We start from the raw sequence: 24616 nt of genomic DNA, 5'->3' as shown, positions 1-24616 counted from the left end.
GGGGCTAAAAAGGGTAATTTTTATCATAATACAGGGGAAGGAGGTATTTCTCCTTATCATTTGGAAGGAGGAGATTTATGCTGGCAGATCGGAACCGGGTATTTTGGATGCAGGGACGAAGAAGGAAAATTCAATCCTGAATTGTTTACGAAATATGCTACACTTCCTAATGTGAAAATGATTGAAATCAAACTATCACAGGGGGCTAAGCCTGGCCATGGAGGGGTGCTTCCGGGGGTGAAAAATACGCCGGAGATTGCTGCCATTCGTCACGTAACTCCGGGAATGACGGTAATTTCGCCACCTTCACATACAGCTTTTTCAGATGCAGCGGGATTGTTGAGGTTTGTGCAGGAATTAAGGGAGCTTTCAGGAGGTAAACCGGTTGGGTTTAAACTCTGCATCGGGGATACTAAGGAATTTGAAGATATCTGTGTGCAAATGAATGTTCTGAAAATTTATCCTGACTTTATTACAATAGACGGAGCAGAAGGAGGGACAGGAGCTGCACCACCGGAATTTTCTGATGGAGTAGGGATGCCTTTGGAACCGGCCCTGATATTTGTAAACAGAACCCTGAATAACTATAACGTAAGGAATAAATTAAGGGTAATTGCCAGTGGTAAGGTTCTAACCAGTCTGGATATCTTAAGGGCAATTGCAATGGGAGCAGATATGTGTAATAATGCAAGAGGATTTATGTTCTCTCTGGGATGTATCCAGGCGCTAAGATGTAATTCCAATAACTGCCCTACAGGAGTTGCCACACAGGATAAAATGCTGATCAAAGGATTGGATGTGACAGATAAAAGCGAAAGAGTATATCATTTCCATAAAAATACCCTTCACACTTGTAATGAACTCATTGCAGCAGCAGGAAGAAGCTCTTATGAAGAGGTGGATGCAACAATGTTTATGAGAGGAGATGAATTTGATCATCTTGCAGATCTGTATTTCCCGGATATCTTAGGAAATGTAAAACAAAAAGCAAGATCTTAATCAGAAATATAAAAAAATAAAGACCGCTTGAAAAAAAAGCGGTCTTTATTTTTTTATAGTATTTTTAATAAGGCCTGGCCTCTCTTCCATAAACCTGGAAATTGAAAACAAAACTTCTGTTTCTCAGGGAAATAGGAGATGCGTACCCTGCATAATTATAAGGGTAATGAGGATTTCTGGCAAAAGCAGCTCTTGAAGGAACAATAATTACCCCTTGTAAATTGTAGGGAGTAGAATTGGAAATATTATCGTACGCATTGAATTTTTGCAGAGCCTCATTGAATCCACTAATCACATAATAGCCTGGTTGCTTTGCGGCATCGGTAGTTGCATTTTTGATTAAGGGATTTTTCTTACCTTCTACATTGGAAATATAATAGAAGGTAGGATCAAGTACGGGAACTCCATTTCCATTGATCGTATTGATGAAAGTTGCTGATGCAGTAAAAGCTCCTTTGCCATCGCTGAGAGTAGCTAAATAAGAATTGGCCCTCACCATAATTCTCATACTATCATTGGGTTTAATAGTTAGATCCTTTGGAGGTGTTGATGTTGGCGGCTGGGCACCATCTCTTATGATATAAATAGTACCTGAAGGTAAAGTTTTATAATCAAGCTGAGATAATTTTTTTCTCTTTATCATCAGCAGTATCAGTAGCACTGAAAGACTTTATATTTCCTTGGACATCCAGGTAATTCTCATCCATGAATTTCTTAATAGCCTGATCATCATAGCTGTTTTGGACATTAATGTCTTCGGGTTCCACATACGTGTTTACATCATCATCACTTTTTCTTACATGCAGAAAAACACAAAGATCCCGCAAGGATATATAAAAATATTTTTTTCATTTCAAAAAAACTTTAATTACTTTACAGATAATATAACGGCAAAAGTATAAAAAAATTATGAGAATAGATAAATTTTTTATGGAGCATTCGTTTTTATAAGACGAGAAGCATTGCGGCAGAAGAGATAAAAAAAGAATAGAGTTTCTATTGGAACATCTGCCGTGAAGTCATCAAAAGAGGTAAAAGAAGGTGATGTTATTAAAATCCGTAAAAATCAGATTGATTATAAAATAAAAGTAATCCAGATACCGAAAAGCAGAATTGGGGCAAAGCTGGTTCCACTCCATATACAGGATGTGACAGATAAAGAACAATACGAATTGCTGAAGCTTCGTAAGATGTCTCAGGATTATTATAGAAATAAAGGGGAAGGAAGACCTACCAAAAAAGACAGAAGAGAGATGGATGAATATGTAGGAAATGACATTTCATCAGATTTTACTGATTGGGACGATTTTTTCGGAGAAACGGATGATGATTCTGAAGAAGAAGATTAAAAACAGAAAAGGCTCTAGAGATAGAGCTTTTCTATTATTTCATTAACAATGTCGTCAGGCTCCCTACCATCGGTTCCTACACTAAACTGAGCTTTACTGTAAAATTGATTTCTTTCAAACAGGTGTTTGGCAATAAATTCAGGAAGGTCCTTATCGGAAATATTGGCAATCAGGGGTCTTTTTTCTTTTTGTTTAGAAAGTCTTTCCACCAGCGTGCCTACAGATGTTCTCAAAAAAACACTTTTAGAATTATGATTGATGATTTCCATATTATTATAGTAAACAGGAGTACCACCACCGAGGCTTAAAACCAGATTTTCTTCGGAAGCCAGAATTTCTTCCAGGGTTTCTCTTTCAAGTTTTCTAAAATAGATTTCTCCCTTTTTTTCAAAAATTTCAGGAATGGTTAATTTATTTCTTTTGGAAATCTCTTTATCCAGGTCAATGAGTCTGAAATTTATTTTTTCGCTTAATATTTTGGAAATGTGAGATTTGCCACTTCCCATGTATCCGATCAGTGAAATTACCATGAATTTTTTTTGAACAAATTTGCAAAAAAGTTTTGAGATAACGAAAAAAGTCATATCTTTGCACCACTTAAAACAAGGGACATTACTTAAATGAAAACTTGATGAATAAGTGGCCGACTCGGTAGCTCAGCTGGTAGAGCAATACACTTTTAATGTATGGGTCCTGGGTTCGAATCCCAGCCGGGTCACGAGCAAGAGATTACTAAATGCTGTAATTTTATTGCCTGCGTGGTGAAATTGGTAGACACGCCATCTTGAGGGGGTGGTTTCCTAAGGATGTGCTGGTTCGAGTCCAGTCGCAGGCACTGCAAAGAAAATTAATAATTAAGATGGATGTTATTCATTTTAATTGTGGCCGACTCGGTAGCTCAGCTGGTAGAGCAATACACTTTTAATGTATGGGTCCTGGGTTCGAATCCCAGCCGGGTCACAAGTTTACTGAAAAGTAAATTTTTTTCATATTAATATTTTGTGATTTGGTGTTTCAAAGGCTTCCTTCAGGAGGCCTTTGATTTTTCTGTATGGAGTAAATTAATATAAAAACTCTGACCATTACAATCAGAGTTTACTTTTATAAAACAATGTATCCTAATCCAAATGCATATTGTCAATCAATCTTACACCATCTACCACTACCACTATGAAAGCCCTGAAATTTCTGTCTTTGTAGAAAAAATCAGTTTCCTGGAGGGTTTTCTCATCTGCAATCAAAAAGTACTCCAGCTTCATCCCCTGCTGGTTATCGAAAATATCTCTTACCCTGTCTTTGATTTCGGGTATAGAGACTGTTCTGAACCAGTCATTTACTTTCTTCAATGTTTCAAAGATAACTTTTGAAGCTTCTTTTCGGTCTTCATGAAGCCTTTGATTCCTCGAGCTTAAGGCAAGCCCGTTTTCTGCCCTGTAAATAGGAACTCCTATGATTTTAACCGGAAGTTGTTTCTTTTCAACCATTTTTTTAATGATAGCCAGCTGTTGGAAATCTTTTTCTCCAAAATAGGCATGGTCAGGCTGTACTTGTCTGAAAAGCTCTTCCACAACCGTTCCTACACCATCAAAATGTCCCGGTCTTGACTTTCCTTCCATTTCATCTTCCAAACCATCAAAATCGTAGTGCCGGCTTTGTGTCTTCTCAGGATATATATCTGTTACTTCAGGGATGTAAACGGCGTCAACTAGGCCGGACTTTTCCAGGATCAAAATATCCCTGTTGATATCCCGCGGATATTTTTCAAGATCTTCCGGGTTATTGAACTGAGTCGGATTTACAAAAATTGAAGAAATAACAAGATCGTTTTCATTTTTTGCTTTTTCATACAGGGAAAGATGGCCTTGATGAAGTGCTCCCATGGTAGGGGCGAAACCAATCCGCTTTCCCATTTCCTTCTGTCTTTCAATGAAATCCTGAAGGACTTTCCTGTTTTTTATAACTTCCATAGTTTATTTTAATGCTAATTCAAAAATACTAAAAATATCGTATAATAATGTGTGTTTTTAATAATTTGAAAATGGGAAATTTCGTAAAAAAATGTTAATTAAAATAATGTTGGATGTTTTTTTGTAATTTTGCACATTAAAGCATTTTTACAAAAATTAGATAGAAAGTTTATGCCGAATCAAAAAAATACTGTACATTACTACAGAGATGTATCCATATCAGGAAGATACAAATATGGCTGCTGTGGTAAACAAAATGGCACTTAAGATGCACAATGAAGGCAATGATGTAAGAGTTTTTATGCCAAGATTTGGACAAATAAGTGAAAGGAAATTCCAGCTTCATGAAGTGATCCGTCTTTCAGGAATGAATATTATTATCAATGACCTGGATCAGCCCTTAATTATTAAAGTAGCGTCTCTTCCGGGGGAAAGACTTCAGGTTTACTTTATTGATAACGAAGAATACTTCAAAAGAAAACAGTACTATTTCGACGATGAAGGAACTCCTTTCGATGATAATGACGAAAGAGCTATTTTCTTTGCCAGAGGGGTGATAGAAACCATCAAAAAGCTGAACTGGGTACCTGATGTAATTCATCTGAACGGATGGATGTCTTCTTTTGTTCCAATTTATCTTAAAACGTATTACGAATCCGATACTTATTTTAAGGACGCCAAAATTGTTCTTTCTCTTTACAATGAGAAGGATGCCGACCTGGATAAGAAAATTGATGAAAAATTGAAATTCGATAATATTTCAGGATTAAAAGCGTTAGATAACCCGACAATTAAAAGTTTTGTTATCGAAAGTATGAACTATGTAGATACTGTTGTAAAGGGAGATGAGTTCCTGGATGAAGACCTTGATCAGGCTTTCAATGCAACGACAACTCAGAAATCAGAGTATCTTGATATAGATTCTATCAACCAACTTTATTAAAAACACATTTTTAATGACTCATACTCTTAAAAGGACATTCGCCGTTCTGTTACTGGCGATTTTCGGAAGTACAATTCTTTATAACTGTGAACCGGATCCGGATTCTCTTGGAGAACAGCTCTTTAATCAGGATGCTGCACAGGGTAAAGAAACTCCCTATGAACTTATTGCTTATAATATCGATAATCATGACAGCATCAGAAGTGATGCTTCAAGACTTATCAATCTGTTGAATACCCAGGGTACCTCTACAAGTATCGGAGTGTTGGGAGCTTTTACAGAAAACAAATTTGGGATGCAGAAGGCTTCTTATCTTACACAGCTGAGAATGCCTACAGATAATTTTGATTTTAACGGACCTAACGCCAAGGTTGATTCTGTTGTTCTGGTGCTGAGAATGCCTGCTAATACAGCTGATGATACCTATTATCTTGCAGATTCATTAAAAGCACCGGGGGCCTATGACAATAATGACTTTCTGATTGGAAATGAAAAAGTGCCTGTTTCTATAGAAAAGAAAACCTATCCTGTTCGTAAATATGGTAAAATCGGAGGTTCATCCAATTCTATGAAGATAAATGTACATGAAATCACTACATTTATAGATCCTAGTTCCAAGACATTTATGCGCTCTAATGTGAGCGTAAGTACCGGAGCACTATTAGGTTCTGCTGTTTTTGATGGGAATGTAAGCAGTGTAACAGTGACCAAAAAGTCTGATAATTCTAATGTATTTACAGGCAATTTAGGATTCAGAATGCAATTGGATAAGGATTTTTTCCAGACTCGTATCATTGATAAAAAAGGCAAACCGGAGCTTCAGGATGCTGCTAACTTTATCAGATACTTTAAAGGGATAAAAATTTCTGCAGATGAAACAGATAAATATCTTTTCCAGTTTTCTGCTAATGACATGGAACTTATCATGTACTATAAATATGATAAAACGGATAATGGTGTTGTAACCAGACCGCAAACATCTCTTGCTTTCAATCTGGGGGCTGCCAACGCTCATATCGGGCAATATGAATACAACAGAACAGGATCAGAGGTTGCTGAGGCGTTGAAAATAAGCAGTGCGGATAATGGTGATTCCAAGCTTTATGTGCAGGGAATGGGAGGTCCTTCCATAGGAATTAAAATTCCGGAATCGACTATAAATGCCCTTAAAGATTTGTATCAAAAAGATAAGGCGGGTATTGTAAGTGCTAAAATCAGGCTATATGTAGATCCTGAAACCTGGAATAATAAACATTCCGTGGCAGGAGATCGTAAATTTACCATTCTTCCTGCAGATGATAAAAAAGGAGTTGATGGAGAATTAGTTTCCTCCGCCTTTACACCTGATCTTTTGGCAGGATTTACAATGTATTATTATAATAAGAGTCCGGAATATTATGATTTTGTAGTAACAAAGACCGTTAAAGATATTGTTGAAACAGCAGCAGCTAATAAGACCCTGCTTATCAATCCGGGTTCGTTTGTTAAAAATTCTTCAGGAAGTCTTTTGGGACCAAAATACACAACCAGGGCTTTTGATATGAACAGAACCATTTTTACAGGATCTCTTGATAAAACAAATGCAAATAGAGCTCAGTTAAGAGTTACTTACGCAACGAAGAAAAATTAAACACAATAAACACTAGACAAAATAAAATATGTGCGGAATAGTAGGATATACAGGTTTTCAGGATGCCTATGATATTGTTATCAATGGTCTTAGAAGATTAGAATACAGAGGATATGACAGTGCCGGTATTGTTTTGGAAAATGAAGATAAGAAACTGGAAGTTGAAAAAACAAAAGGTAAAGTAGATGATCTGGTGAGTATTTCAGAAGGGTTGAGAGGAAGAGCAAAGATTGGAATGGGGCATACCCGTTGGGCAACCCATGGGGTACCAAGTGACAGAAACTCACACCCGCATTTATCAAACAATGGGAAAATAGCAATTGTACACAATGGTATTATTGAAAATTATGATACCATTAAAACAATGCTTGTTGAAAAAGGATTTACTTTCAAATCGGAAACAGATACAGAAGTACTGGTTAATCTTATCCAGTATTTTATGGAATTGAATCCGGAAATAGATTTCCCGACTGCCGTGAGATATGCATTGAATGAAGTGTATGGAGCGTATGCCATTACAGTTCTTCATGAAGATTATCCGGGTGTTTTGGTAGTAGGAAGATTAGGATCTCCTTTAGCAATAGGCATTGGGGATAAGGAATACTTTATTGCTTCCGATGCCTCCCCTTTTGTGGAATTCACAAAAGAAGCAATCTACCTGGAGGAAGGACATATGGCTACTATTTCCTTAGAAACCGGTGTAGACATCAGGACGATCAATGAGAACTCTAAAATCGAGCCGGAAATCCAACAGCTTAAACTGAGTCTGGAGCAGATTGAAAAAGGTGGCTATGAGCATTTTATGCTTAAAGAAATTTTTGAGCAACCTAAATCTATACATGATACCATGAGAGGGAGATTACTTGTAGGAGAAGGGATCATTAAAATGGCCGGAATCTGGGATCATATAGAAAAATTCAAAAACGCCAACAGAATTATCATCATCGCCTGCGGAACTTCCTGGCATGCCGGCCTTATCGGTGAATACCTTATCGAAGAATATGGAAGAATTCCTGTAGAAGTAGAATATGCTTCTGAGTTCAGATACAGAAACCCTATCATCACAGACAGAGACGTTGTAATTGCCATTTCTCAATCAGGAGAGACGGCTGATACTATGGCTGCTTTAAAACTGGCAAAAGAGAAGGGAGCATTTATATACGGGATCTGTAATGTGGTAGACTCTTCTATTGCCAGAATTACAGACGCCGGTTCTTATACTCATGCAGGTCCGGAGATTGGTGTTGCTTCTACAAAAGCATTTACAGCCCAGCTTACAATTCTTACTTTAATTGCATTTAAATTAGGGAAACATAACGGGAACCTAGGAAACGCAGATTTCATGAGTCTGATTGCTGAATTAGATGCTATTCCGAAGAAAGTGGAAGATGTATTGAGCTCTACACATGAACAGATCCAGGAGATAGCAAAAGATTTTGTAAATGCTACGAATTTCCTTTATCTGGGAAGAGGGTACAATTATCCTGCAGCATTGGAAGGAGCCTTAAAGTTAAAAGAAATTTCCTATATTCACGCAGAAGGATACCCTGCAGCAGAAATGAAGCATGGTCCTATTGCCCTGATTGATGAGAATATGCCGATTGTTATTATAGCTCCTAAGAAAGGACATTATGACAAAATTGTGAGTAACGTTCAGGAAATCAAGGCGAGAAAAGGAAAAATTATTGCCGTTGTCAACAAAGGTGATCGTCAGGTGAGCGAAATGGCAGACTATGTCATTGAAATTCCGGAAACATCAGAATGTTTCTCACCTATTGTGGCTTCAGTGCCTTTACAGCTGCTTGCTTACTATATTGCTGTATATAGAGGAGCCAACGTAGATCAGCCGAGAAATCTGGCGAAATCTGTAACCGTGGAATAAAAAAAATGTTGTAAATAAAATAAATTTAGATTTCTTCCGTTATTTCAAAAAAAATCTTAAAAGTTTCTTAAAAAAATTATATATTTACGGCTTAATTATAAAAATTAACATGAAAAGGATATTTCTTTTATTATTGTCTGCGTCAGTAGCATCGGTATCTTGTTCAGGTGGTGGCAGCTCTTCTGTAGGGAAGCCAGGAACAAAAGGAGAATTGATACCAAGAGAAAAAACGAAATCATTTGTTGCGGAAAGACCATACGGAATGGTTGCAATTCCTGCAGGTTCATTTGTTGCTGGTTTAGCAGATCAGGATCCAACAAATACACCTGAAAAAGCATCATTGAAGACAGTTACTGTTTCTTCTTTCTTCATGGATGAAGCAGAGACTACTAATGCAGAATACAGGGTATTTATCAACTATGTAAGAGATTCTATCGCAAGAACCTTACTCGCTGAAGCTGCCGGAGAAGGTGGTGACGAAGGTGGGCGTAGAGGTGCAAGCATAGGAGATTATGCATACCTTGCTAAAAAAGAAGAAAACTTAACACCTTATCAAGAATATATGGAAGGCCAGGGTGGCCGGGAAGACGGAGGATATGATGCAAGCAAAAGATTAGACTGGAAGATTCCTTTACACTGGAGTACCTCAAAATATCCGGATGTAGAATATGCTGAAGTGTTGGAATCTATGTATCTTCCTGCTTCTTCAAGATTAGGAAACGAAAGAATTTTAGATGTAAGTAAGCTTAAATATACATACCGTTGGGGAGATATGGATGCTGCACTTGCTGATAACGAAAGAGGGGTTAATTATTTAAAGAGTGAAAGTATTGCAATTTATCCTGACACTACTGTGTGGGTAAAAGATTTTCACTTTGCTTATAACGAACCATTATTTGAACAATATTTCTGGCATAAAGCTTACAAAAACTACCCGGTAGTCGGAGTAACCTGGGACCAGGCAAGAGCTTATTGTAACTTCAGAACCAAATTAAAATCTGATTACAACGAAAGCTTAAAAAGAAAAAAACAAAAACCAATGATTTTCCGACTTCCTACGGAAATCGAATGGGAATATGCCGCAAAAGGAGGAATGCAAAATGCTACTTACCCTTGGGGAGGTCCATATTTAATGGATGACAGAGGTTGCTATCTGGCTAACTTCAAGCCTAAGCGAGGTAATTACATGGAAGACGAGAAAAAAGGTACTTATACATATACAGCTCCAGTTAAGAAATTTAAGAAAAATGGATATGGGTTATTTGATATGGCTGGAAACGTTTCTGAATGGACAGAATCTGCATACAACAATTCTTCATATGGATTCTCTTCTACATTAAATCCTTCTACAAAAGATAAAAAGGATACTAAAAAAATCTGTAAGAGGTGGATCTTGGAAAGATATAGGATATGCATTGATGACAGGAGCGAGAGATTGGGAAAGAAAAGACTCAGCAAGAAGCTATATCGGATTTAGAACTGTACAGGATATTCCTGAAGCAGCTGTTAAACCAAGAAGAGTTAACAGATAATAAACCAGACAATTATTTTTCAATACAATTTTATTTAACACAAAAAAACTAACTCAATATGTTTAAGACTAAAGATGCTTGGATGAATTTCTTCTATTCATTCGGTGCTGCAATTGTAATTCTTGGAGCTTGGCTTAAAATTACTCACATTACCTTGGGACCCATTAACGGTAATATAGCTCTTACTGTAGGGCTTATTACAGAGGCGATTATCTTTATCATTTTTGCATTTGACCCTCCAAAAACTGAAGAGTCTTATGCATGGGAAAATGTTTATCCTGAATTATTAGATAAACATGCTAACCCAAATCCATTACACTCTAATGTAACAACCAAGAACGCAGGTGCTCAATTTGCTGAGTTAGAAAATTCCCTTTCCAATAAATTGGACAAAATGCTTGCTGATGCTAAATTGGACGTTCAATTATTTGAAAGATTAAGAACAGGAATTGATAAATTCTCAAACTCTGTAGATCAAATCAACCAAACAGTTGACGTATCTGCTTCTACTCATAAATATAATGACCAGTTAAACAAAGCTGCTCAACATATGGAAAGTATGAATGCTTTATATGCGATGCAGCTTGAGAACGGTAAAAAGCAATCTGAATTTGCTGCTAAATATGTGGCTGATATGCAGAAATCTGCAGAACAGTCTGAAAAATTCAATCAAGAGTTACAAGGTTTAACATCTAATCTGAACAGTCTAAATAGAGTTTATGGTGGTATGCTAACTGCTATGAAATCTTAATTCCTAACCATTTCTAAATTTAACTACTTAATCAAAAACAAAAACAGAGAATGGCACAAGGAAAACAGACCCCTCGTCAGAAGATGATCAACCTGATGTATCTGGTGTTCATCGCGATGATGGCCCTCAATATTGATGCAGAAATCATCAGGTCATACTATGACTCTACCAGAGCATTGAATGAAACAAGAACTTTAACAGAAAAAAAAGAACGAAAAGATCTTTGAAAAAACACTTGAAGCTAAGGCGCAACAGGTACCAGATACATATGCACAACCCTGGGCACAGTATAAGGTATTGAAAGCTAAAATCGACGTGTTGGTGAAATCTGCTCAGGATGTTAAAGTTTTGTTAAAAAAACAATCTGAATTTCATGATAAAGATCCTAAAACAGGAAAAGATATTGATGTAAGTGAAAATTTTGCTGCATTAAACAATAACGAAGCAACTACTGAGTATTTCTTTACAGAAGGAGATGAAAATTCACCTTCAAAGAATGCATTGGATCTGAAAGCTAAAATTGATGATGTAAGAAATTATATCAATGCAACTTTTGGTAACAACCCTCAGCTTAGAGACCTGGTTGAAAGAGCAAACAAATCTCTTATTGCAGAATATCCTAAAGGAAAATCTCCTAACGATAAGACGTGGTTCCAGAATAAATTCTATCATCAGCCACTGATTGCTGCTATTTCTAACCTGGAGATTATCCAGAATGATGCCAGAAACGTTCAATCTGATGCATTAGCGTTATTACTACAGGAAAAAGTAGATGCAAGTATCAAGTTTACAAGCTACGAGCCAATCGTTTCAGGTCCGGTGGATATTCAGGCAGGTAAACAGGCAGAAGTGAAAGTAATGTTGGGAACTTATTCTAACAGCAATAAGATCAATATTTCCGGAGTAAGCAGAGTAGAAAATGGTAAAGGAATTATTCCAATCTCGGGTGCCGGAATCGGTGAACATAAGCTTGGAGGAACCATTACTTTGACAGACGCTTCAGGTAAACCACAATCTTTCCCTTGGACACATACCTATAACGTAATTGCAGGACCGAGAGAAGTAAAACTTGAAAAAGGATTACTATTATCTGCAGATAAGATGAATGTAATGTATAGAGGTTTGGAGAACCCTGTATCCGGTTCAATCTTAGGTGCTGATAACTCTAAACTTTCATTATCTGCTCCGGGTGCTTCTGTAAGAAATACAGGACCAGGTAAATGGGTGGTAAAACCTACAACAGGTACAACCGTTAAATTGACCTTATCTGGAACAGATCCTTACGGAAAAACAGTTTCTCAGGTATTTGAGTACAGAATTAAAAATGTACCACCACCTCAGGGACAAATGAGAGGCCAGAATACATTGTCTATGCCGGCTACTTCTATACCGAATCAGACTGTACAGGCAGCTATTCCGGACTTTGACTTCCCGGTTTCATTTACTGTAACTCAATTTATGGTAAGAGTTCCTGGCAGAGCAGCATTGTTAATTCATGGTAACTCATTGAATGATGCCGCAGGATTAATCAAGAATTTAAGAAGTGGAGATGTAGTATCAATTTTTGATATTAAAGCAACAGCTCAAGGTTTGGAAGGTCAAACACTTAAAAACATTACTCCTATATTAATTAATGTTCAATAGGACTAAAATTGTAATTAATTATGAAAAAATATATTAGCACCCTTTTAGTATTAGTTTCGGGATTTGCATTTTCCCAGACTATTCTGAATGCTTCTTCTCCGGAAGAGTTCAGAAAGATGAGAGAGGAGAATAAACAAAAAGTTGGTGATACTATTATAGATAAAACAGTAAAGCCTCTTGAATATGGGTTCGTAGAAGATAAAGACATCCTTAAGAGTATGTTTGTTTGGGAGATTATCGATATGAACGATAAAATCAACCAGCCTTTTTATTATGACAATCCGGATGGCCTTCTTTCCACCCCTACAAGATCACTATATCAGCTGTTGCTGGATGCTGCGTTGAGTGGTAAGATTGAACAAGTTTATGATGATGAAAACTTCACCGTAAAACTTTCACCTGAAGGGATCCAAAAAAGATTGGAGAATGTTAGAATTAATGACGCTGCTATCGATATCCTGAACTCCGGAAGACAATTGACGGAGCAGGAGAAAAAAGAATATACCGATGTATTTAAGACAACCACAGATAAAGTAAAAGTTCTTAAAATAATGGGTATGTGGTTCATTGATAAGAGAGACGGACAGATGAAATACAGACCTCTTGGTATTGCAGCCATGGGCCCGGATCCTGCTGTGCAGGGAGTTATTGGTCCTGATGGAAAACCTATTGCAGGAAATGATGAACTTATCGATTTATTCTGGATTTTCTATCCGAATGCAAGGGATATTTTGGCAAACAATTATGTTTTCAACAGAAAAAAATTCTTCAGCTGATTTATCTTTCGATGATATTATTAATGCCAGAAGATTTTCTTCTATAATCTATAAATCTTCAAGCGGTTTAGGAGACGGTATAATTAAGGATTATATCCCTAAAGATGCTGACGATCAGCTGGAAGAAAGTGAAAGAATCAAGAAGCAGATCCTTGAAATGGAAAATGATATGTGGAATTACTAAATTTCATTTGATATTTATACAAAACCTGAGTATTTTTACTCAGGTTTTTTTATTTATGAGAAATGTAGATTATATCATTGTGGGAGATGGGTACGCAGGACTTTTTTTTTGCTCATCAGTTGATTAAGAACAATAAGTCTTTTGTTATGTACTCTGAAGGAAAGAAGAGTGCTTCTCAGGTATCAGCCGGAATTATTAACCCGATTGTTTTAAAGAAATTTACAACATTCTGGAAGGCGCAGGAACAAATTGATTTTCTTAAGGAGACTCTGGATGAGATAAAATTATATACAGATAAAGATTTCCTGATCAATGCTCCGATTCATAGAATTTTCCATGATGAGAATGAACAACAACTCTGGCTTAAAAAAATCCGGAAATACAGAATTGTCGGGTTTTCTTGACAAAAATTTCATTCATATAGATGTGGTAAAAAATGATTTTCTTACGGGAAAGGTAAATCAGTCTGCCAGGCTTGATGTTAATGGATTTTTCATGGGTTTACTCAGTTATTTTGAAAAAAATGATCATTTAATAAAAGAAAAATTCGATTATAGACAGTTGGATCCTTCCGGGTCCACATATAAAGATATCCATTTTAAAAATGTAATCTTTTGTGAAGGAATGGGAGTGAAAGATAATCCTTATTTTTCCCATATTGAAGTGAATCCTAATAAAGGACATCACATTAAAGTTAAACTTTCTGAGCCTATTCCGGAAAACAGGACGATTAAAAAGAAACATTTTTTATTTCCAACAGGAAACGGGCTGTATTTTTATGGAGGAACTTATGACAGGGATCAGCTTCACCATCATATCGATCAGTCAGCAGTGGATCAACTGATCAATGGTTTGTCTGAGTTTTATCCGTATGATTTTGAGATTGCTGAAGTACACTTTGGTTTCCGTCCCACTGTAAAGGACAGAAGGCCGATTATAGGCAGGCACAACGCATTCGGTAATTTATATGTCTTTAATGGATTGGGAGCCCGGGGTATTCTGAATGGGTGCTATTTTTCAAGGGATTTATATCGTTTTATTGAAGAAGAAATCCCATTGCATACAGAAGTTTCATTAAACAGGTTCAGTAACAAGCCCTAAAGCATTATTATATGAATGAAAATGTATTAGGTATCATTGCAGGTGTTCTTACATCCGTTTCTATGATTCCACAACTTGTAAAAGTAATAAAGGAAAAAAATGTAGAAGATATTTCTTTACTTATGCTTTTGGTGCTTATTTCAGGGCTTTCACTCTGGGTATGGTATGGTTTTGTAAAAGACGAGCTTCCTATTATCCTGTCTAATTCATTTGCAGTTTTGGTGAACTTAAGTCTTCTGGTCTGCTATATTATGTACAATAAGAAAGAAGAAAAACATTAAAAAAGACGCCTTATCAGATAGGGCGTCTTTATATTTTAACTGCAGGATATAAAATTACTGAAGTACAAATTTAGCCAAAGGTGCCATTCTTGCTTTGTTTAAAGTAAGTGTATTTCCGTTTACAGAATAATTGTCTGCGGCAAGAATTGCTTTTGTAAACTGGTTTTCGATATCAAGATCTTCACAAGCCATCATAGTAGACATTCCCTGGTTGAACTTGATTCTCATCACATCAGGTTTGATCTCAAATGTGCCTCCTAATCCATTACATCCTGCATGTCCTTCATATCTCATACCATTCATGTCAAGTTTAAAGTAAGGATTGTTTTTAGGATTTTTCAATTGAATAGGTTTTCCGTTTAGCTCGGTAAGCTTCCAGGTTTTTCCTGTAATATCTGTAGTTGTTTGTGCTGTGGTCGTTTTTACAAGCGGTTATAGATACCATCAATAGAAGTGCGGATAAATAATAAAATAAATTTTTCATAGTTTAACTTTAAATGAATATTATTCACTATGCTAATACGATGCCATTTTTGCAGGACCTGTTTCTTTTTTGTCTTTTTTAAGGTGAAAAAGAACCATGTCTACATTCTTCTTTAAAAAAGTAATATTTCCTTTAATATCAGAATACTGGTATTCTTCATTGGAAGCCGTATATTCTGGAAGGGCATCACTCTTTTTAAGATCATAAGTTTTTCCGTCCAGGTGTATGGTAGCTGTATTTTTTGTAGCATTGATGGTGACTTCTATTTTTTCCCCGTAGCTGTCTGTATATACATTTTTAGTAATATTATCAGTGTTTTCGGGAGCTATAGAAGTGATTGTCTCAGCTTCTTTTCCAGGATGCTTACATGCTGTTGTTGAGAGGGCAACCCATCCTATAAGGATGGCTGTTAATAATTTTTTCATAATAATAAGTGATTTTAAAGTGTTTCATGAATATGGTGTTAATAGTATATAAAAATACGAATATTTTTAATAAATATATGTTAAATTTATTTAAAATAATAATGTTGTTTTAGTAGTGTCTTATAGACTCATCAAAACCTTTTCATGAAACGAAATGATAAAAAATCTTAAGATATTTAATAAGAAAGCAACATATGGTGTTTGCTTTTCTCAAAAAATAAAGCAGTCTTTTTTTTCATTTTCATTTGTTGTTTTAAATTTTTGGCAAAATTAATTTAAAAAACAGATAAAGTCAATAGGGAAATGCTAATAATTTGAAATCATGATAATATTCATTTGGTTTTGTTTATATTTTTCTGCAAAACAATCTGCTATTAAAACAAAATCTATAAATGATGCTTAGATTATAGACTATTGTAATCTTATTAAAAGATTTTAAAAAGTATATAAAATTTTCTGGAAGAGTAGGGCAGGTTTTCAGTTTCTTATTCAGCTTTTTTAAAGGAGCGTTAAATTTTGTTAATCTATTATGATAATAACATAATCTAAGTGTACATTTGCCACTTCAAAATGAGAAACTTTGTAGTATATTTTTTAACCGGTCTATTTCTGCTTTTTATAGTAGAAAGCAGGCTTAATGTTAAAACACTTCGGAATGATTATTCCGGGCATGTTTCTCATCATATGCCTAAAAAAGCCAATCGTTTGAACCAAACCTATGAGAAATTATCGGTTCAGCAAATGGCAGACAATATTGATACTACCTCTTTAGAACTTACCGAAAACGACTTTCAGCTGTCTGACGTATTTCAGGCTATCGCAGTTTTTGCCAGCGTTTTTAGTCTGGTATATGTTTTTGGGTTAAAGAGCTATAAACAATTCAAACCTGATATCCACGGTTTTGTTTTTGGTCTCGCTACCAAAAAATTTTTACTGATCCGTTCCATTAGAATTTAAAATTTCAACTTTCCGATGATTTCTGCCTGTGTTTTCAGGTGGAATATGCTTGTGTGCTGCAGATGCCGGTAATCATCTCTTCACCATACTCTCTCTATTACCATGTATATCTATTCAAACATTAACGATTTATATTAAACTCTAGAATTATGATGAAAAGAGTTGTCTCAAGCATTGCATTAAGCATCCTGTTATTGGCTGTTGGATGTAACAAGAAAAAAGAGGAGAAAGAAGAAGCCTCGGTTTATCCCGTAACATCACCTGTAATAATGGACACAGTAATTCATAAAGAATTCGTGGCCCAAATCCAGTCGGTGAAGAATATTGAAGTCCGTGCCCAGGAAAAAGGATTCCTGGAAAAAATCTTTGTAGATGAAGGACAATATGTGACTGCAGGACAAACCTTATTCCGGATTATGCCCAAGCTGTACCAGGCAGAGCTATTAAAAGCAAAAGCTGAAGTAGAACAGGCTTCCATCGAACTGAAAAATGCAAGTACACTGGCCGGTAATAATATCGTGTCTAAAAATGAAAAGGCAATGGCGAAAGCCAAATTAGACGCCGCGAATGCAGAAATGAAACTGGCTCAGATTCACCTTTCGTTTACAGATATCAAAGCTCCGTTTTCAGGAATTATCAATAGAATTCCTTTGAAACTGGGAAGCCTGGTAGATGAGGGAGATCTGCTTACTTCTCTTTCTGACAATACCAGTATTTACACTTATTTCAATGTCTCGGAACCGGAATATCTGAGCTACCAGACCCATGCTGCAGACAGAGGAAGTAATGAGGTGTCACTGATTACGGCCAATGGGGAAACCTATTCTCAAAAAGGAATCATTCAAACCATTGAAGGTGAATTTGATAATGAAACCGGGAATATTGCTTTCAGAGCCAAATTTCCTAATCCCGATAAACTTCTTAGAAATGGGGAAACAGGAAAAGTACAAATGGCAATGCCGGTTCATAATGCCCTCATTATTCCGCAAAAAGCTACGTACGAAATCCAGGATCAGAAATATGTATTTGTTATAGACAAAAACGGAACAGCAAAATCCAGAAATATTAAAATTGCTTATGAGCTTCCCGACCTGTATGTGGTTGGGTCAGGACTTTCGAAAGGAGACCGGATTCTTTTGGAAGGAGTTCAGAAAGTAAAAGACGATCAAAAAATAAAAACAAAATTTCAGGATCCTGAAAAGGTTCTTCAATCATTGAAATTAAAAGCAGAGTAGTATACTCAAAAATGAAACAGTATGTTTAAGAAATTCATTCGCAGACCTGTTCTGTCTATTGTAATCTCATTGATTATTGTATTTTTAGGAGTTTTGTCGCTAGTTAAATTACCGGTGACTCAATTCCCGTCCATTTCTCCGCCTAAAGTAAATATTACGGCAGAATATCCCGGGGCAAACAATGAGCTTTTGATTAAATCCGTTGTTATTCCATTGGAGAGGGGGCTGAACGGGGTGCCGGGTATGAAATATATGACTTCAGATGCCGGAAATGATGGTGAAGCGTCTATTCAGATTGTATTTGACTTGGGAACCGACCCCAATGTAGCTGCAGTAAATGTGCAGAACCGGGTATCTTCAGTCGTGAATAAACTACCTCCCCTGGTAGTACGTGAAGGGGTAAAGATTACCCGTGAAGAACCCAATATGTTGATGTACATTAACCTGTACAGTGATGATCCTAAAGCCGATCAGAAGTTCCTTTTCAACTACGCGGATATTAATGTGATGTCCGAATTGCGAAGGGTGAGTGGTGTAGGCTTTGCCGATATCCTGGGTACGCGGGAATATGCCATGCGGATCTGGCTTAAGCCGGATAGACTTACGGCTTATAATATTTCAGCTGATGAAGTCATGGAATCCCTGAATGAGCAGAGTTTGGAAGCATCTCCAGGTAAAACAGGTGAGAGTTCCGGAAAACGTTCACAGTCTTTCGAATATGTATTAAAATATCCGGGACGTTTCAATAATGAAAAAGATTACGGAAATATTATCCTGAAGGCAAAGCCGGATGGAGAATCTGTGAGGCTGAAAGATGTGGCTGATATAGAATTCGGAAGTTCCATGTATGATATTTATTCCACATTGAACGGAAAGCCTTCCGCTGCGATAACAGTAAAACAGTCATACGGATCTAATGCAAGTGATGTTATCAAAAATGTGAAAGCATTGATGAAGGATCTTGAAAAAAATAATTTCCCGAAAGGAATGCATTACGATATCAGCTATGACGTTTCAAGATTCCTGGATGCTTCCATGGAAAAAGTAATACATACTTTGTTTGAGGCCTTCGTTTTAGTTGCAATAGTGGTGTTCCTGTTCCTGGGAGACTGGCGTTCCACTTTAATTCCTGCCTTGGCGGTTCCGGTTTCACTAGTGGGTACATTTGCTGTAATGTCAGCCTTTGGAATTACCCTGAATATGATTTCCCTCTTTGCTTTGGTAATGGCGATCGGGGTTGTGGTAGATGATGCGATTGTAGTCATTGAAGCCGTTCATGCCAAAATGGAAGAAAAGCATCTTTCACCATTGAAAGCAACGGAAGAAGCAATGCATGAGATCAGCGGGGCTATTATCGCTATTACGCTGGTCATGGCATCCGTGTTTATTCCGATTGCATTTATGTCTGGTCCTGTTGGTGTGTTTTACCGTCAGTTCTCTATTACAATGGCTTCATCCATTATTTTATCAGGAGTAGTGGCACTTACATTGACACCGGCATTATGTGCCTTGATCTTGAAAAACAATCATGGTAAACCTAAAAAGAAAACTCCGGTTACCCTCTTCCTTGATAAATTCAATAACCTGTTTACAAAAGGAGCTGGCAGATACGAAAAATTGCTGAATAAAACAGTGACGAAAAAAACAATAACATTACCGTTATTGCTGGCATTTTGTGCCTGCACATTCTTTCTGAGTAATTCCCTGCCTTCAGGATTTATTCCGGCTGAAGACCAGGGAATGATTTATGCAATTATCCAGACACCACCGGGATCTACATTGGAAAGAACAAACCAGATCGCCAGGGAACTTTTAAGAGAGTCTGAAGATATTGACGGTGTACAGTCTGTTTCTTCACTGGCAGGATACGAGATTCTGACCGAAGGTACCGGATCCAACTCCGGAACCTGTCTGATCAACCTTAAGAGCTGGGAAGACCGCAAGGAATCTGCTGCGGAAATTATTGAAAAACTGGAAGAAAAGGCTAAAAATATTCCGGGAGCAAATATTGAATTCTTCCAGCCTCCTTCCGTACCGGGATATGGTGCTGCCGGAGGTTTTGAGCTTCGCCTGCTGGATAAAGCCGGAAGCGGGGATTACCATAAAATGGAGCAGGTAAGCAACGACTTTGTGAAGGAGTTGAAAAAAAACGTCCGGAACTGGGATCGGCATTTACGTTTTATTCTGCAAGTTTCCCACAATATATGCTTAAAATAGATAACGATCTTGCAGAGCAGAAAGGAGTAACAATTGAAAAGGCAATGGATAACCTGTCTACCCTCATTGGTTCCAATTATGAAACGAGTTTTATCCGTTTCGACAGACCCTATAAAGTGATTGTTCAGGCAGGCCCTCAATACCGCGCCTTACCATCTGACCTGTTGAAATTATATGTGAAAAATGATAAAGACCAGATGGTTCCGTATTCAGATTTTATGAGATTGGAAAAGGTATACGGATTATCGGAAATTACCAGACACAATATGTATAACTCTGCAGAGGTGAGCGGAACTCCGGCACCGGGATACAGTAGCGGTCAGGCTATCAAGGCTATCCAGGAAGTTGCAGATAAAACACTTCCGAGAGGTTTTGGTATCGACTGGGCCGGGATTTCCAAAGATGAAGTAAGCCGTGGAAATGAAGCGGTTTTTATCTTCCTGGTGTGTCTGGGTTTTGTCTATCTGATCCTTTCTGCCCAATATGAGAGCTTTATTCTTCCGTTGCCGGTTATTTTATCTCTTCCGGTGGGGATTTTCGGGGCATTTTTATGTTTAAAACTTTTAGGATTGGAGAATAACATCTATGCACAGGTAGCAATGGTGATGCTGATCGGTCTCTTAGGTAAAAATGCCGTATTGATTGTAGAGTTTGCTGTTCAGAAAAAAGCTGAAGAAGGAATACCGGTAGCAAAAGCGGCTATTGAAGGAGCTGCCATCCGTTTCCGTCCGATTCTGATGACCTCATTTGCTTTTATTGCCGGATTGATTCCGCTGGTTATTGCAACAGGCCCGGGAGCTGTCGGTAACAGGACAATTGGTACTGCGGCGGCAGGAGGGATGCTGATAGGAACCATTTTCGGGTTGATGATTATCCCCGGATTGTACTACATCTTCGGAACGATTGCCGATAAGTCCAGATTGGCAAGATATGAAGAAGAGAATCCTTTAACAGAACAAACAGAACCTTATGAACACGATGGAAAATTCGAAGACTAGAAATATAATAACCGCCATTGCCTTATCACTTGTTTTAGCAAGTTGTAAGGCGCCGATGGCGACCGTCATAAAAGACGAGGTAAAAGAAAATATACCTCAGAATTTCAATCAGGAAGAGCAGGCTGATGAGAATAACAACAGTGGGACTACTCCCTGGAGACAGTTTTTTACCGATCCTAATCTTGTAAGCCTTATTGAAATTGCCCTGAAAAACAACCAGGAGCTTTTGATTACTCTTCAGGAAATAGAAATTGCAAAAAGTGGCGTTTTAGCCAAAAAAGGAAAACTGAGCCCCAGTGTTTCTGCGGGAATCGGAGCCGGGCTAAAGAAAGCAGGACGCTATACCAGTGAAGGAGCAGGGGATGCCAGTACGGAAATGGAGCCGGGGAAAAAGATTCCGGATCCACTGGGAAATTTTGAAGCAGGCTTAAATACCAGCTGGGAAATTGATATCTGGAAAAAGCTAAGGACAGAAAAAGAATCCGCAGTAGCCCATTACCTTTCAACAGTAGAAGGGAAAAATTTTGTATTGTCTAACCTTATCGAAGAAGTTGCTGATCATTACTACGAACTGTTGGCGCTGGATAATCAGCTTGATATTATACAACAATACATCAGGCTCCAGCAAAGAGCCCTGGAAATATCAAAAATCCAGAAGGAAGCTGCAGCTGCAACAGAACTGGCTGTGAAAAAAATTTGAAGCCGAGCTGGCCAAGTCAAAGGCTTCGGAATATACGATCCGCCAGGAAATTGTAGAAAAAGAGAATGAAATCAATGCATTGCTGGGAAGATATCCGCAGCCGATTGCCAGAACTAAGGAAAGTTTTATGTCAACAATCCCTCAGACAATATATACAGGGATCCCATCACAATTATTGGCTAACCGGCCGGATATCAAACGGGCAGAACTGGAACTGAAATCTTCAAAACTGGATGTGGAAGCTGCAAGAAAAGAGTTTTATCCTTCCCTTGAAATTTCAGCAACGTTGGGGTTGGAGGCTTTTAAGCCTTCATATCTCGTTAAAATGCCCGAATCTATTGCTTACAATATGGTTGGGGAATTAGCAGGGCCACTTATCAATAAAAGTGCAATAAAAGCTAACTTTCAAACAGCTGATGCCAAGCAAATTCAGGCGCTCTATGAGTATGATAAAACTATTTTGAATGCTTATCTGGATGTAGCTAACCTGATGTCGAAAATTAAAAATATAGATCAGTATTATCAATTGAAATCTCAGGAAACAAAAGCGCTGGATCAATCTATTGATATTGCCAACCAATTGTTCCGGAACTCCAGGGCGGATTATCTTGAAGTGCTTTTAAACCAAAGAGATGCACTGGATGCCAAAATGGAGCTGATAGAAGCTAAGCAGAAACAGCTGAGCACAGTAGTTGATATCTACAAAAGCTTAGGTGGTGGCTGGAAATAAAACATCATAATTCAATCAATAAACAGTTAATGTTTGAGGGTTCATTCTTAGGAGTGGGCCCTTTTTTATTGGAGCAGTATGATGTCTGTCTCATAAAAGCGGTGTCTTTTTTCACCAGAATTACAGTTTCGTCTTTATTGTACGTAAAATAAATTGTTAAAGACTAAATACTTTGCTATATTTATAGAATCAAAGTATCACAAAATTAGCCGATCATGAAAAAAATTCTCTTAGTCATTTTGGGGATTATTGTTATTCTTGCTGCAATATTGCTCATTAAAACCTATACTTATCCCTTTAAGAAGAATATGGCTGATGCAGGAGAAGGATGGAAGCCTGTAAAAAATGATTCTGCAATACTGCGGCTTTCGGGGGGAATAAAGATTCCTACAGTCTCTACAGGAAGTTTGGGAGAATTTGATTATGCACCTTTTGCCCGGTTTAAAGAATATTTAAAAATATCTTATCCATTGGTATATCAGCATGCGGAAAATGTAGAAGTAAATCAATATGGCCTGGTATTCAGGCTCAAAGGAAGTAATCCCGCACTTGAACCCATCTTGTTTCTTGCGCACATGGATGTGGTTCCTCCGGGTGATGCCGATATCAAAAATAAAGAAGACAATATTTTTAAACCGGATGATACACCTTTGTCTCCTGTTATAAAAGTTGCAGAAGATTGGGATTATGCTCCGTTTTCGGGGGCTGTAGCGAATGGCAGGATTTATGGCAGGGGAGCAATTGATATGAAAGGAATGCTTTTCTCTTTGATGGAATCTATGAATAATCTGATCAGAAACAAACAAATTCAGCAACGTGATATTTATCTGGCATTTGGGTTTGATGAAGAGGTTGGAGGACAAAAAGGAGCCATGCAGATTGCCAGTTATTTTAAAAAGAAAGGATTGAAGTTTGATGCTGTTTATGATGAAGGAGGGTTGATTATGCGAAAAGGCAATGTAGCAGGAATAGATTCAGATGTTGCTGTAGTAGGCTGTGCTGAAAAAGGCTTTCTTTCAGCAAAAATAAAAGTGAAAGGTCTTGGCGGGCATTCTTCCATGCCTCCTATGGAAAGTGCAATCGGGAAAGCAGCGGTTATTATGAAGCGGCTTGAAGATGATCAGATGAAGCCTATGATAACCCCTTTGATTAAAGAGTTTTTCGATAATATTGGTGGTGCAATGCCTTTTACGAGCAGGCTCGCAATTGCCAATCAATGGCTTTTAAGACCACTGTTGCTATCAAAACTAACTAAAAATAATACCACCAACGCTCTGGTGCGCACCACTACTGCTTTAACGATGATGAAAGGAAGTGATGGGACAAACGTGCTTTCTCCTGAAGTGGAATTTGTAGTGAATTTCCGATTGCTTCCCGGAAATACGGTAAAAGATGTCAGGGAACATATTGCCAGAGCTACCAAAGGTTTTGATGTTGAGGTGGAAGAAATCGATAATACAAGAGAAGCTTCCGGTATTTCCCCAACCCATACAAAAGCTTTTAAAATGATAGAAGCAGGCGTTAAGGAAATTCATCCCGGGGCAATTGTTACTCCTTATCTTACAATGGCAGGTACTGATGCCGGCAAATATGAGATTGTAAGTAAAAATGTATACAGGTTTATGCCTATTAAAATTACTAGCGCAGAACAGCAAAGTATCCATAGCACAAACGAATATCTTAGTATAGAAAACTATATGAAGATGATCCACTACTTTGAATATATCATGAAGAACTATGATAAATAGCTTTCAGCTTTGTGGGCAAATGGGTGAAAGACGTAATATGGATACTTTTTACATTAATACATAAAAAAAAATAACACGTCAAG

The 24616-nt window shown here is 37.4% G+C and carries 15 protein-coding genes, 3 tRNA genes and 7 pseudogenes; 19 read left to right on the top strand and 6 right to left on the bottom strand.

All coding sequences use genetic code 11. The features are described 5' to 3' along the window. On the top strand, positions 1-999 hold a 999-nt coding region (locus HX13_RS19415), incomplete at its 5' end, for an FMN-binding glutamate synthase family protein (RefSeq protein WP_050022422.1). A 64-nt stretch (positions 1000-1063) separates the two neighbouring features. Here the strand turns inward: HX13_RS19415 and HX13_RS19410 are convergent. Beyond that, entirely contained in the window at positions 1064-1642 is a 579-nt protein-coding gene (locus HX13_RS19410; RefSeq protein ID WP_050022421.1) for a hypothetical protein, read from the bottom strand. Continuing rightward, positions 1611-1826: a hypothetical protein gene (locus tag HX13_RS24950; protein ID WP_050022420.1), complete on the bottom strand. Its 216-nt coding sequence runs from the start codon at positions 1824-1826 to the stop codon at positions 1611-1613. The genes HX13_RS19410 and HX13_RS24950 overlap by 32 nt, the downstream gene beginning before the upstream one ends. Positions 1827-1908: 82 nt before the next feature. On the opposite strand from HX13_RS24950, the pseudogene HX13_RS19400 reads away from it, so the two are divergent. After that, positions 1909-2348 (top strand): annotated as a pseudogene (locus tag HX13_RS19400) (RNA-binding S4 domain-containing protein). A gap of 14 nt (positions 2349-2362) precedes the next feature. Here HX13_RS19400 and HX13_RS19395 read toward each other — a convergent pair. Continuing rightward, positions 2363-2878: a shikimate kinase gene (locus tag HX13_RS19395; RefSeq protein ID WP_050022419.1), complete on the bottom strand. Its 516-nt coding sequence runs from the start codon at positions 2876-2878 to the stop codon at positions 2363-2365. A 115-nt stretch (positions 2879-2993) separates the two neighbouring features. Here HX13_RS19395 and HX13_RS19390 point away from each other — a divergent pair. The 3 genes from HX13_RS19390 to HX13_RS19380 all read left to right on the top strand — a co-directional run bounded on the left by HX13_RS19390 (position 2994) and on the right by HX13_RS19380 (position 3308). Then, positions 2994-3066, top strand: a tRNA-Lys gene (locus HX13_RS19390). Between the two features lie 34 nt (positions 3067-3100). Beyond that, positions 3101-3183, top strand: a tRNA-Leu gene (locus HX13_RS19385). Positions 3184-3235: 52 nt separating this feature from the next. Next, positions 3236-3308: transfer RNA gene (locus tag HX13_RS19380), tRNA-Lys, on the top strand. Positions 3309-3466: 158 nt separating this feature from the next. Here the strand turns inward: HX13_RS19380 and panC are convergent. Next, positions 3467-4315 (bottom strand): pantoate--beta-alanine ligase, encoded by an 849-nt coding sequence (gene panC, locus HX13_RS19375; RefSeq protein ID WP_050022418.1) that lies wholly within the window; start codon positions 4313-4315, stop codon positions 3467-3469. 208 nt (positions 4316-4523) lie between these two features. On the opposite strand from panC, the gene HX13_RS19370 reads away from it, so the two are divergent. From HX13_RS19370 to HX13_RS19330, 9 genes and pseudogenes are all read left to right on the top strand, one after another. After that, on the top strand, positions 4524-5258 hold the full coding sequence (locus HX13_RS19370; protein ID WP_050022417.1) for a glycogen/starch synthase: 735 nt from the start codon (positions 4524-4526) through the stop codon (positions 5256-5258). Between the two features lie 13 nt (positions 5259-5271). Beyond that, positions 5272-6888 (top strand): DUF4270 family protein, encoded by a 1617-nt coding sequence (locus HX13_RS19365; RefSeq protein WP_050022416.1) that lies wholly within the window; start codon positions 5272-5274, stop codon positions 6886-6888. 28 nt (positions 6889-6916) lie between these two features. Beyond that, positions 6917-8770, top strand: a complete 1854-nt coding sequence (glmS, locus tag HX13_RS19360) for a glutamine--fructose-6-phosphate transaminase (isomerizing) (protein WP_050022415.1) — start codon at positions 6917-6919, stop codon at positions 8768-8770. A 109-nt stretch (positions 8771-8879) separates the two neighbouring features. Further along, a pseudogene (gene gldK / locus HX13_RS19355) lies at positions 8880-10302 on the top strand (gliding motility lipoprotein GldK). 58 nt (positions 10303-10360) lie between these two features. Then, entirely contained in the window at positions 10361-11053 is a 693-nt protein-coding gene (gldL, locus tag HX13_RS19350) for a gliding motility protein GldL (protein ID WP_050022414.1), read from the top strand. Positions 11054-11103: 50 nt separating this feature from the next. Continuing rightward, positions 11104-12697: pseudogene (locus tag HX13_RS19345) on the top strand (GldM family protein). 20 nt (positions 12698-12717) lie between these two features. Beyond that, positions 12718-13657: pseudogene (gene gldN / locus HX13_RS19340) on the top strand (gliding motility protein GldN). Between the two features lie 55 nt (positions 13658-13712). Then, positions 13713-14758: pseudogene (locus HX13_RS19335) on the top strand (NAD(P)/FAD-dependent oxidoreductase). Between the two features lie 11 nt (positions 14759-14769). Further along, the gene (locus tag HX13_RS19330) at positions 14770-15039 is read left to right on the top strand and encodes a SemiSWEET transporter (RefSeq protein WP_050022413.1); all 270 of its coding nucleotides are present in this window, start codon (positions 14770-14772) and stop codon (positions 15037-15039) included. Between the two features lie 54 nt (positions 15040-15093). Here HX13_RS19330 and HX13_RS19325 read toward each other — a convergent pair whose 3' ends face one another. Beyond that, on the bottom strand, positions 15094-15381 hold the full coding sequence (locus HX13_RS19325; RefSeq protein WP_238555526.1) for an META domain-containing protein: 288 nt from the start codon (positions 15379-15381) through the stop codon (positions 15094-15096). Positions 15382-15555: 174 nt separating this feature from the next. Continuing rightward, positions 15556-15948, bottom strand: a complete 393-nt coding sequence (locus tag HX13_RS19320) for a hypothetical protein (protein WP_050022412.1) — start codon at positions 15946-15948, stop codon at positions 15556-15558. A gap of 570 nt (positions 15949-16518) precedes the next feature. On the opposite strand from HX13_RS19320, the gene HX13_RS19315 reads away from it, so the two are divergent. From HX13_RS19315 to HX13_RS19295, 5 genes and pseudogenes are all read left to right on the top strand, one after another. Beyond that, positions 16519-16905 (top strand): hypothetical protein, encoded by a 387-nt coding sequence (locus HX13_RS19315; protein WP_050022411.1) that lies wholly within the window; start codon positions 16519-16521, stop codon positions 16903-16905. 152 nt (positions 16906-17057) lie between these two features. Then, the gene (locus HX13_RS19310) at positions 17058-18140 is read left to right on the top strand and encodes an efflux RND transporter periplasmic adaptor subunit (RefSeq protein WP_050022410.1); all 1083 of its coding nucleotides are present in this window, start codon (positions 17058-17060) and stop codon (positions 18138-18140) included. Positions 18141-18161: 21 nt separating this feature from the next. Beyond that, positions 18162-21355, top strand: a pseudogene (locus HX13_RS19305) (efflux RND transporter permease subunit). After that, positions 21327-22785: pseudogene (locus tag HX13_RS19300) on the top strand (TolC family protein). The pseudogenes HX13_RS19305 and HX13_RS19300 overlap by 29 nt, the downstream one beginning before the upstream one ends. 215 nt (positions 22786-23000) lie before the next feature. Further along, positions 23001-24533 (top strand): M20/M25/M40 family metallo-hydrolase, encoded by a 1533-nt coding sequence (locus HX13_RS19295; RefSeq protein ID WP_050022409.1) that lies wholly within the window; start codon positions 23001-23003, stop codon positions 24531-24533. Positions 24534-24616 lie beyond the last annotated feature (83 nt).

Origin of the sequence: Chryseobacterium sp. P1-3 (genome assembly GCF_000738495.1) — a bacterium.
Classification (GTDB): domain Bacteria; phylum Bacteroidota; class Bacteroidia; order Flavobacteriales; family Weeksellaceae; genus Chryseobacterium; species Chryseobacterium gallinarum.
Note: the sequence above shows the minus strand (reverse complement) of the source record. Positions and strands in the feature narration are given on the sequence as shown.

What these genes read in the sequence shown, in the direction of transcription:
- HX13_RS19370 (WP_050022417.1), top strand. Translation starts at nt 4,524, where the DNA reads ATGTATCCATATCAGGAAGATACAAATATGGCTGCTGTGGTAAACAAA.
- HX13_RS19320 (WP_050022412.1), bottom strand. Translation starts at nt 15,948, where the DNA reads ATGAAAAAATTATTAACAGCCATCCTTATAGGATGGGTTGCCCTCTCA.
- HX13_RS19315 (WP_050022411.1), top strand. Translation starts at nt 16,519, where the DNA reads ATGAGAAACTTTGTAGTATATTTTTTAACCGGTCTATTTCTGCTTTTT.
- HX13_RS19330 (WP_050022413.1), top strand. Translation starts at nt 14,770, where the DNA reads ATGAATGAAAATGTATTAGGTATCATTGCAGGTGTTCTTACATCCGTT.
- gldL (WP_050022414.1), top strand. Translation starts at nt 10,361, where the DNA reads ATGTTTAAGACTAAAGATGCTTGGATGAATTTCTTCTATTCATTCGGT.
- glmS (WP_050022415.1), top strand. Translation starts at nt 6,917, where the DNA reads ATGTGCGGAATAGTAGGATATACAGGTTTTCAGGATGCCTATGATATT.
- HX13_RS19310 (WP_050022410.1), top strand. Translation starts at nt 17,058, where the DNA reads ATGAAAAGAGTTGTCTCAAGCATTGCATTAAGCATCCTGTTATTGGCT.
- HX13_RS19410 (WP_050022421.1), bottom strand. Translation starts at nt 1,642, where the DNA reads ATGATAAAGAGAAAAAAATTATCTCAGCTTGATTATAAAACTTTACCT.
- HX13_RS19395 (WP_050022419.1), bottom strand. Translation starts at nt 2,878, where the DNA reads ATGGTAATTTCACTGATCGGATACATGGGAAGTGGCAAATCTCACATT.
- HX13_RS19295 (WP_050022409.1), top strand. Translation starts at nt 23,001, where the DNA reads ATGAAAAAAATTCTCTTAGTCATTTTGGGGATTATTGTTATTCTTGCT.
- panC (WP_050022418.1), bottom strand. Translation starts at nt 4,315, where the DNA reads ATGGAAGTTATAAAAAACAGGAAAGTCCTTCAGGATTTCATTGAAAGA.
- HX13_RS19365 (WP_050022416.1), top strand. Translation starts at nt 5,272, where the DNA reads ATGACTCATACTCTTAAAAGGACATTCGCCGTTCTGTTACTGGCGATT.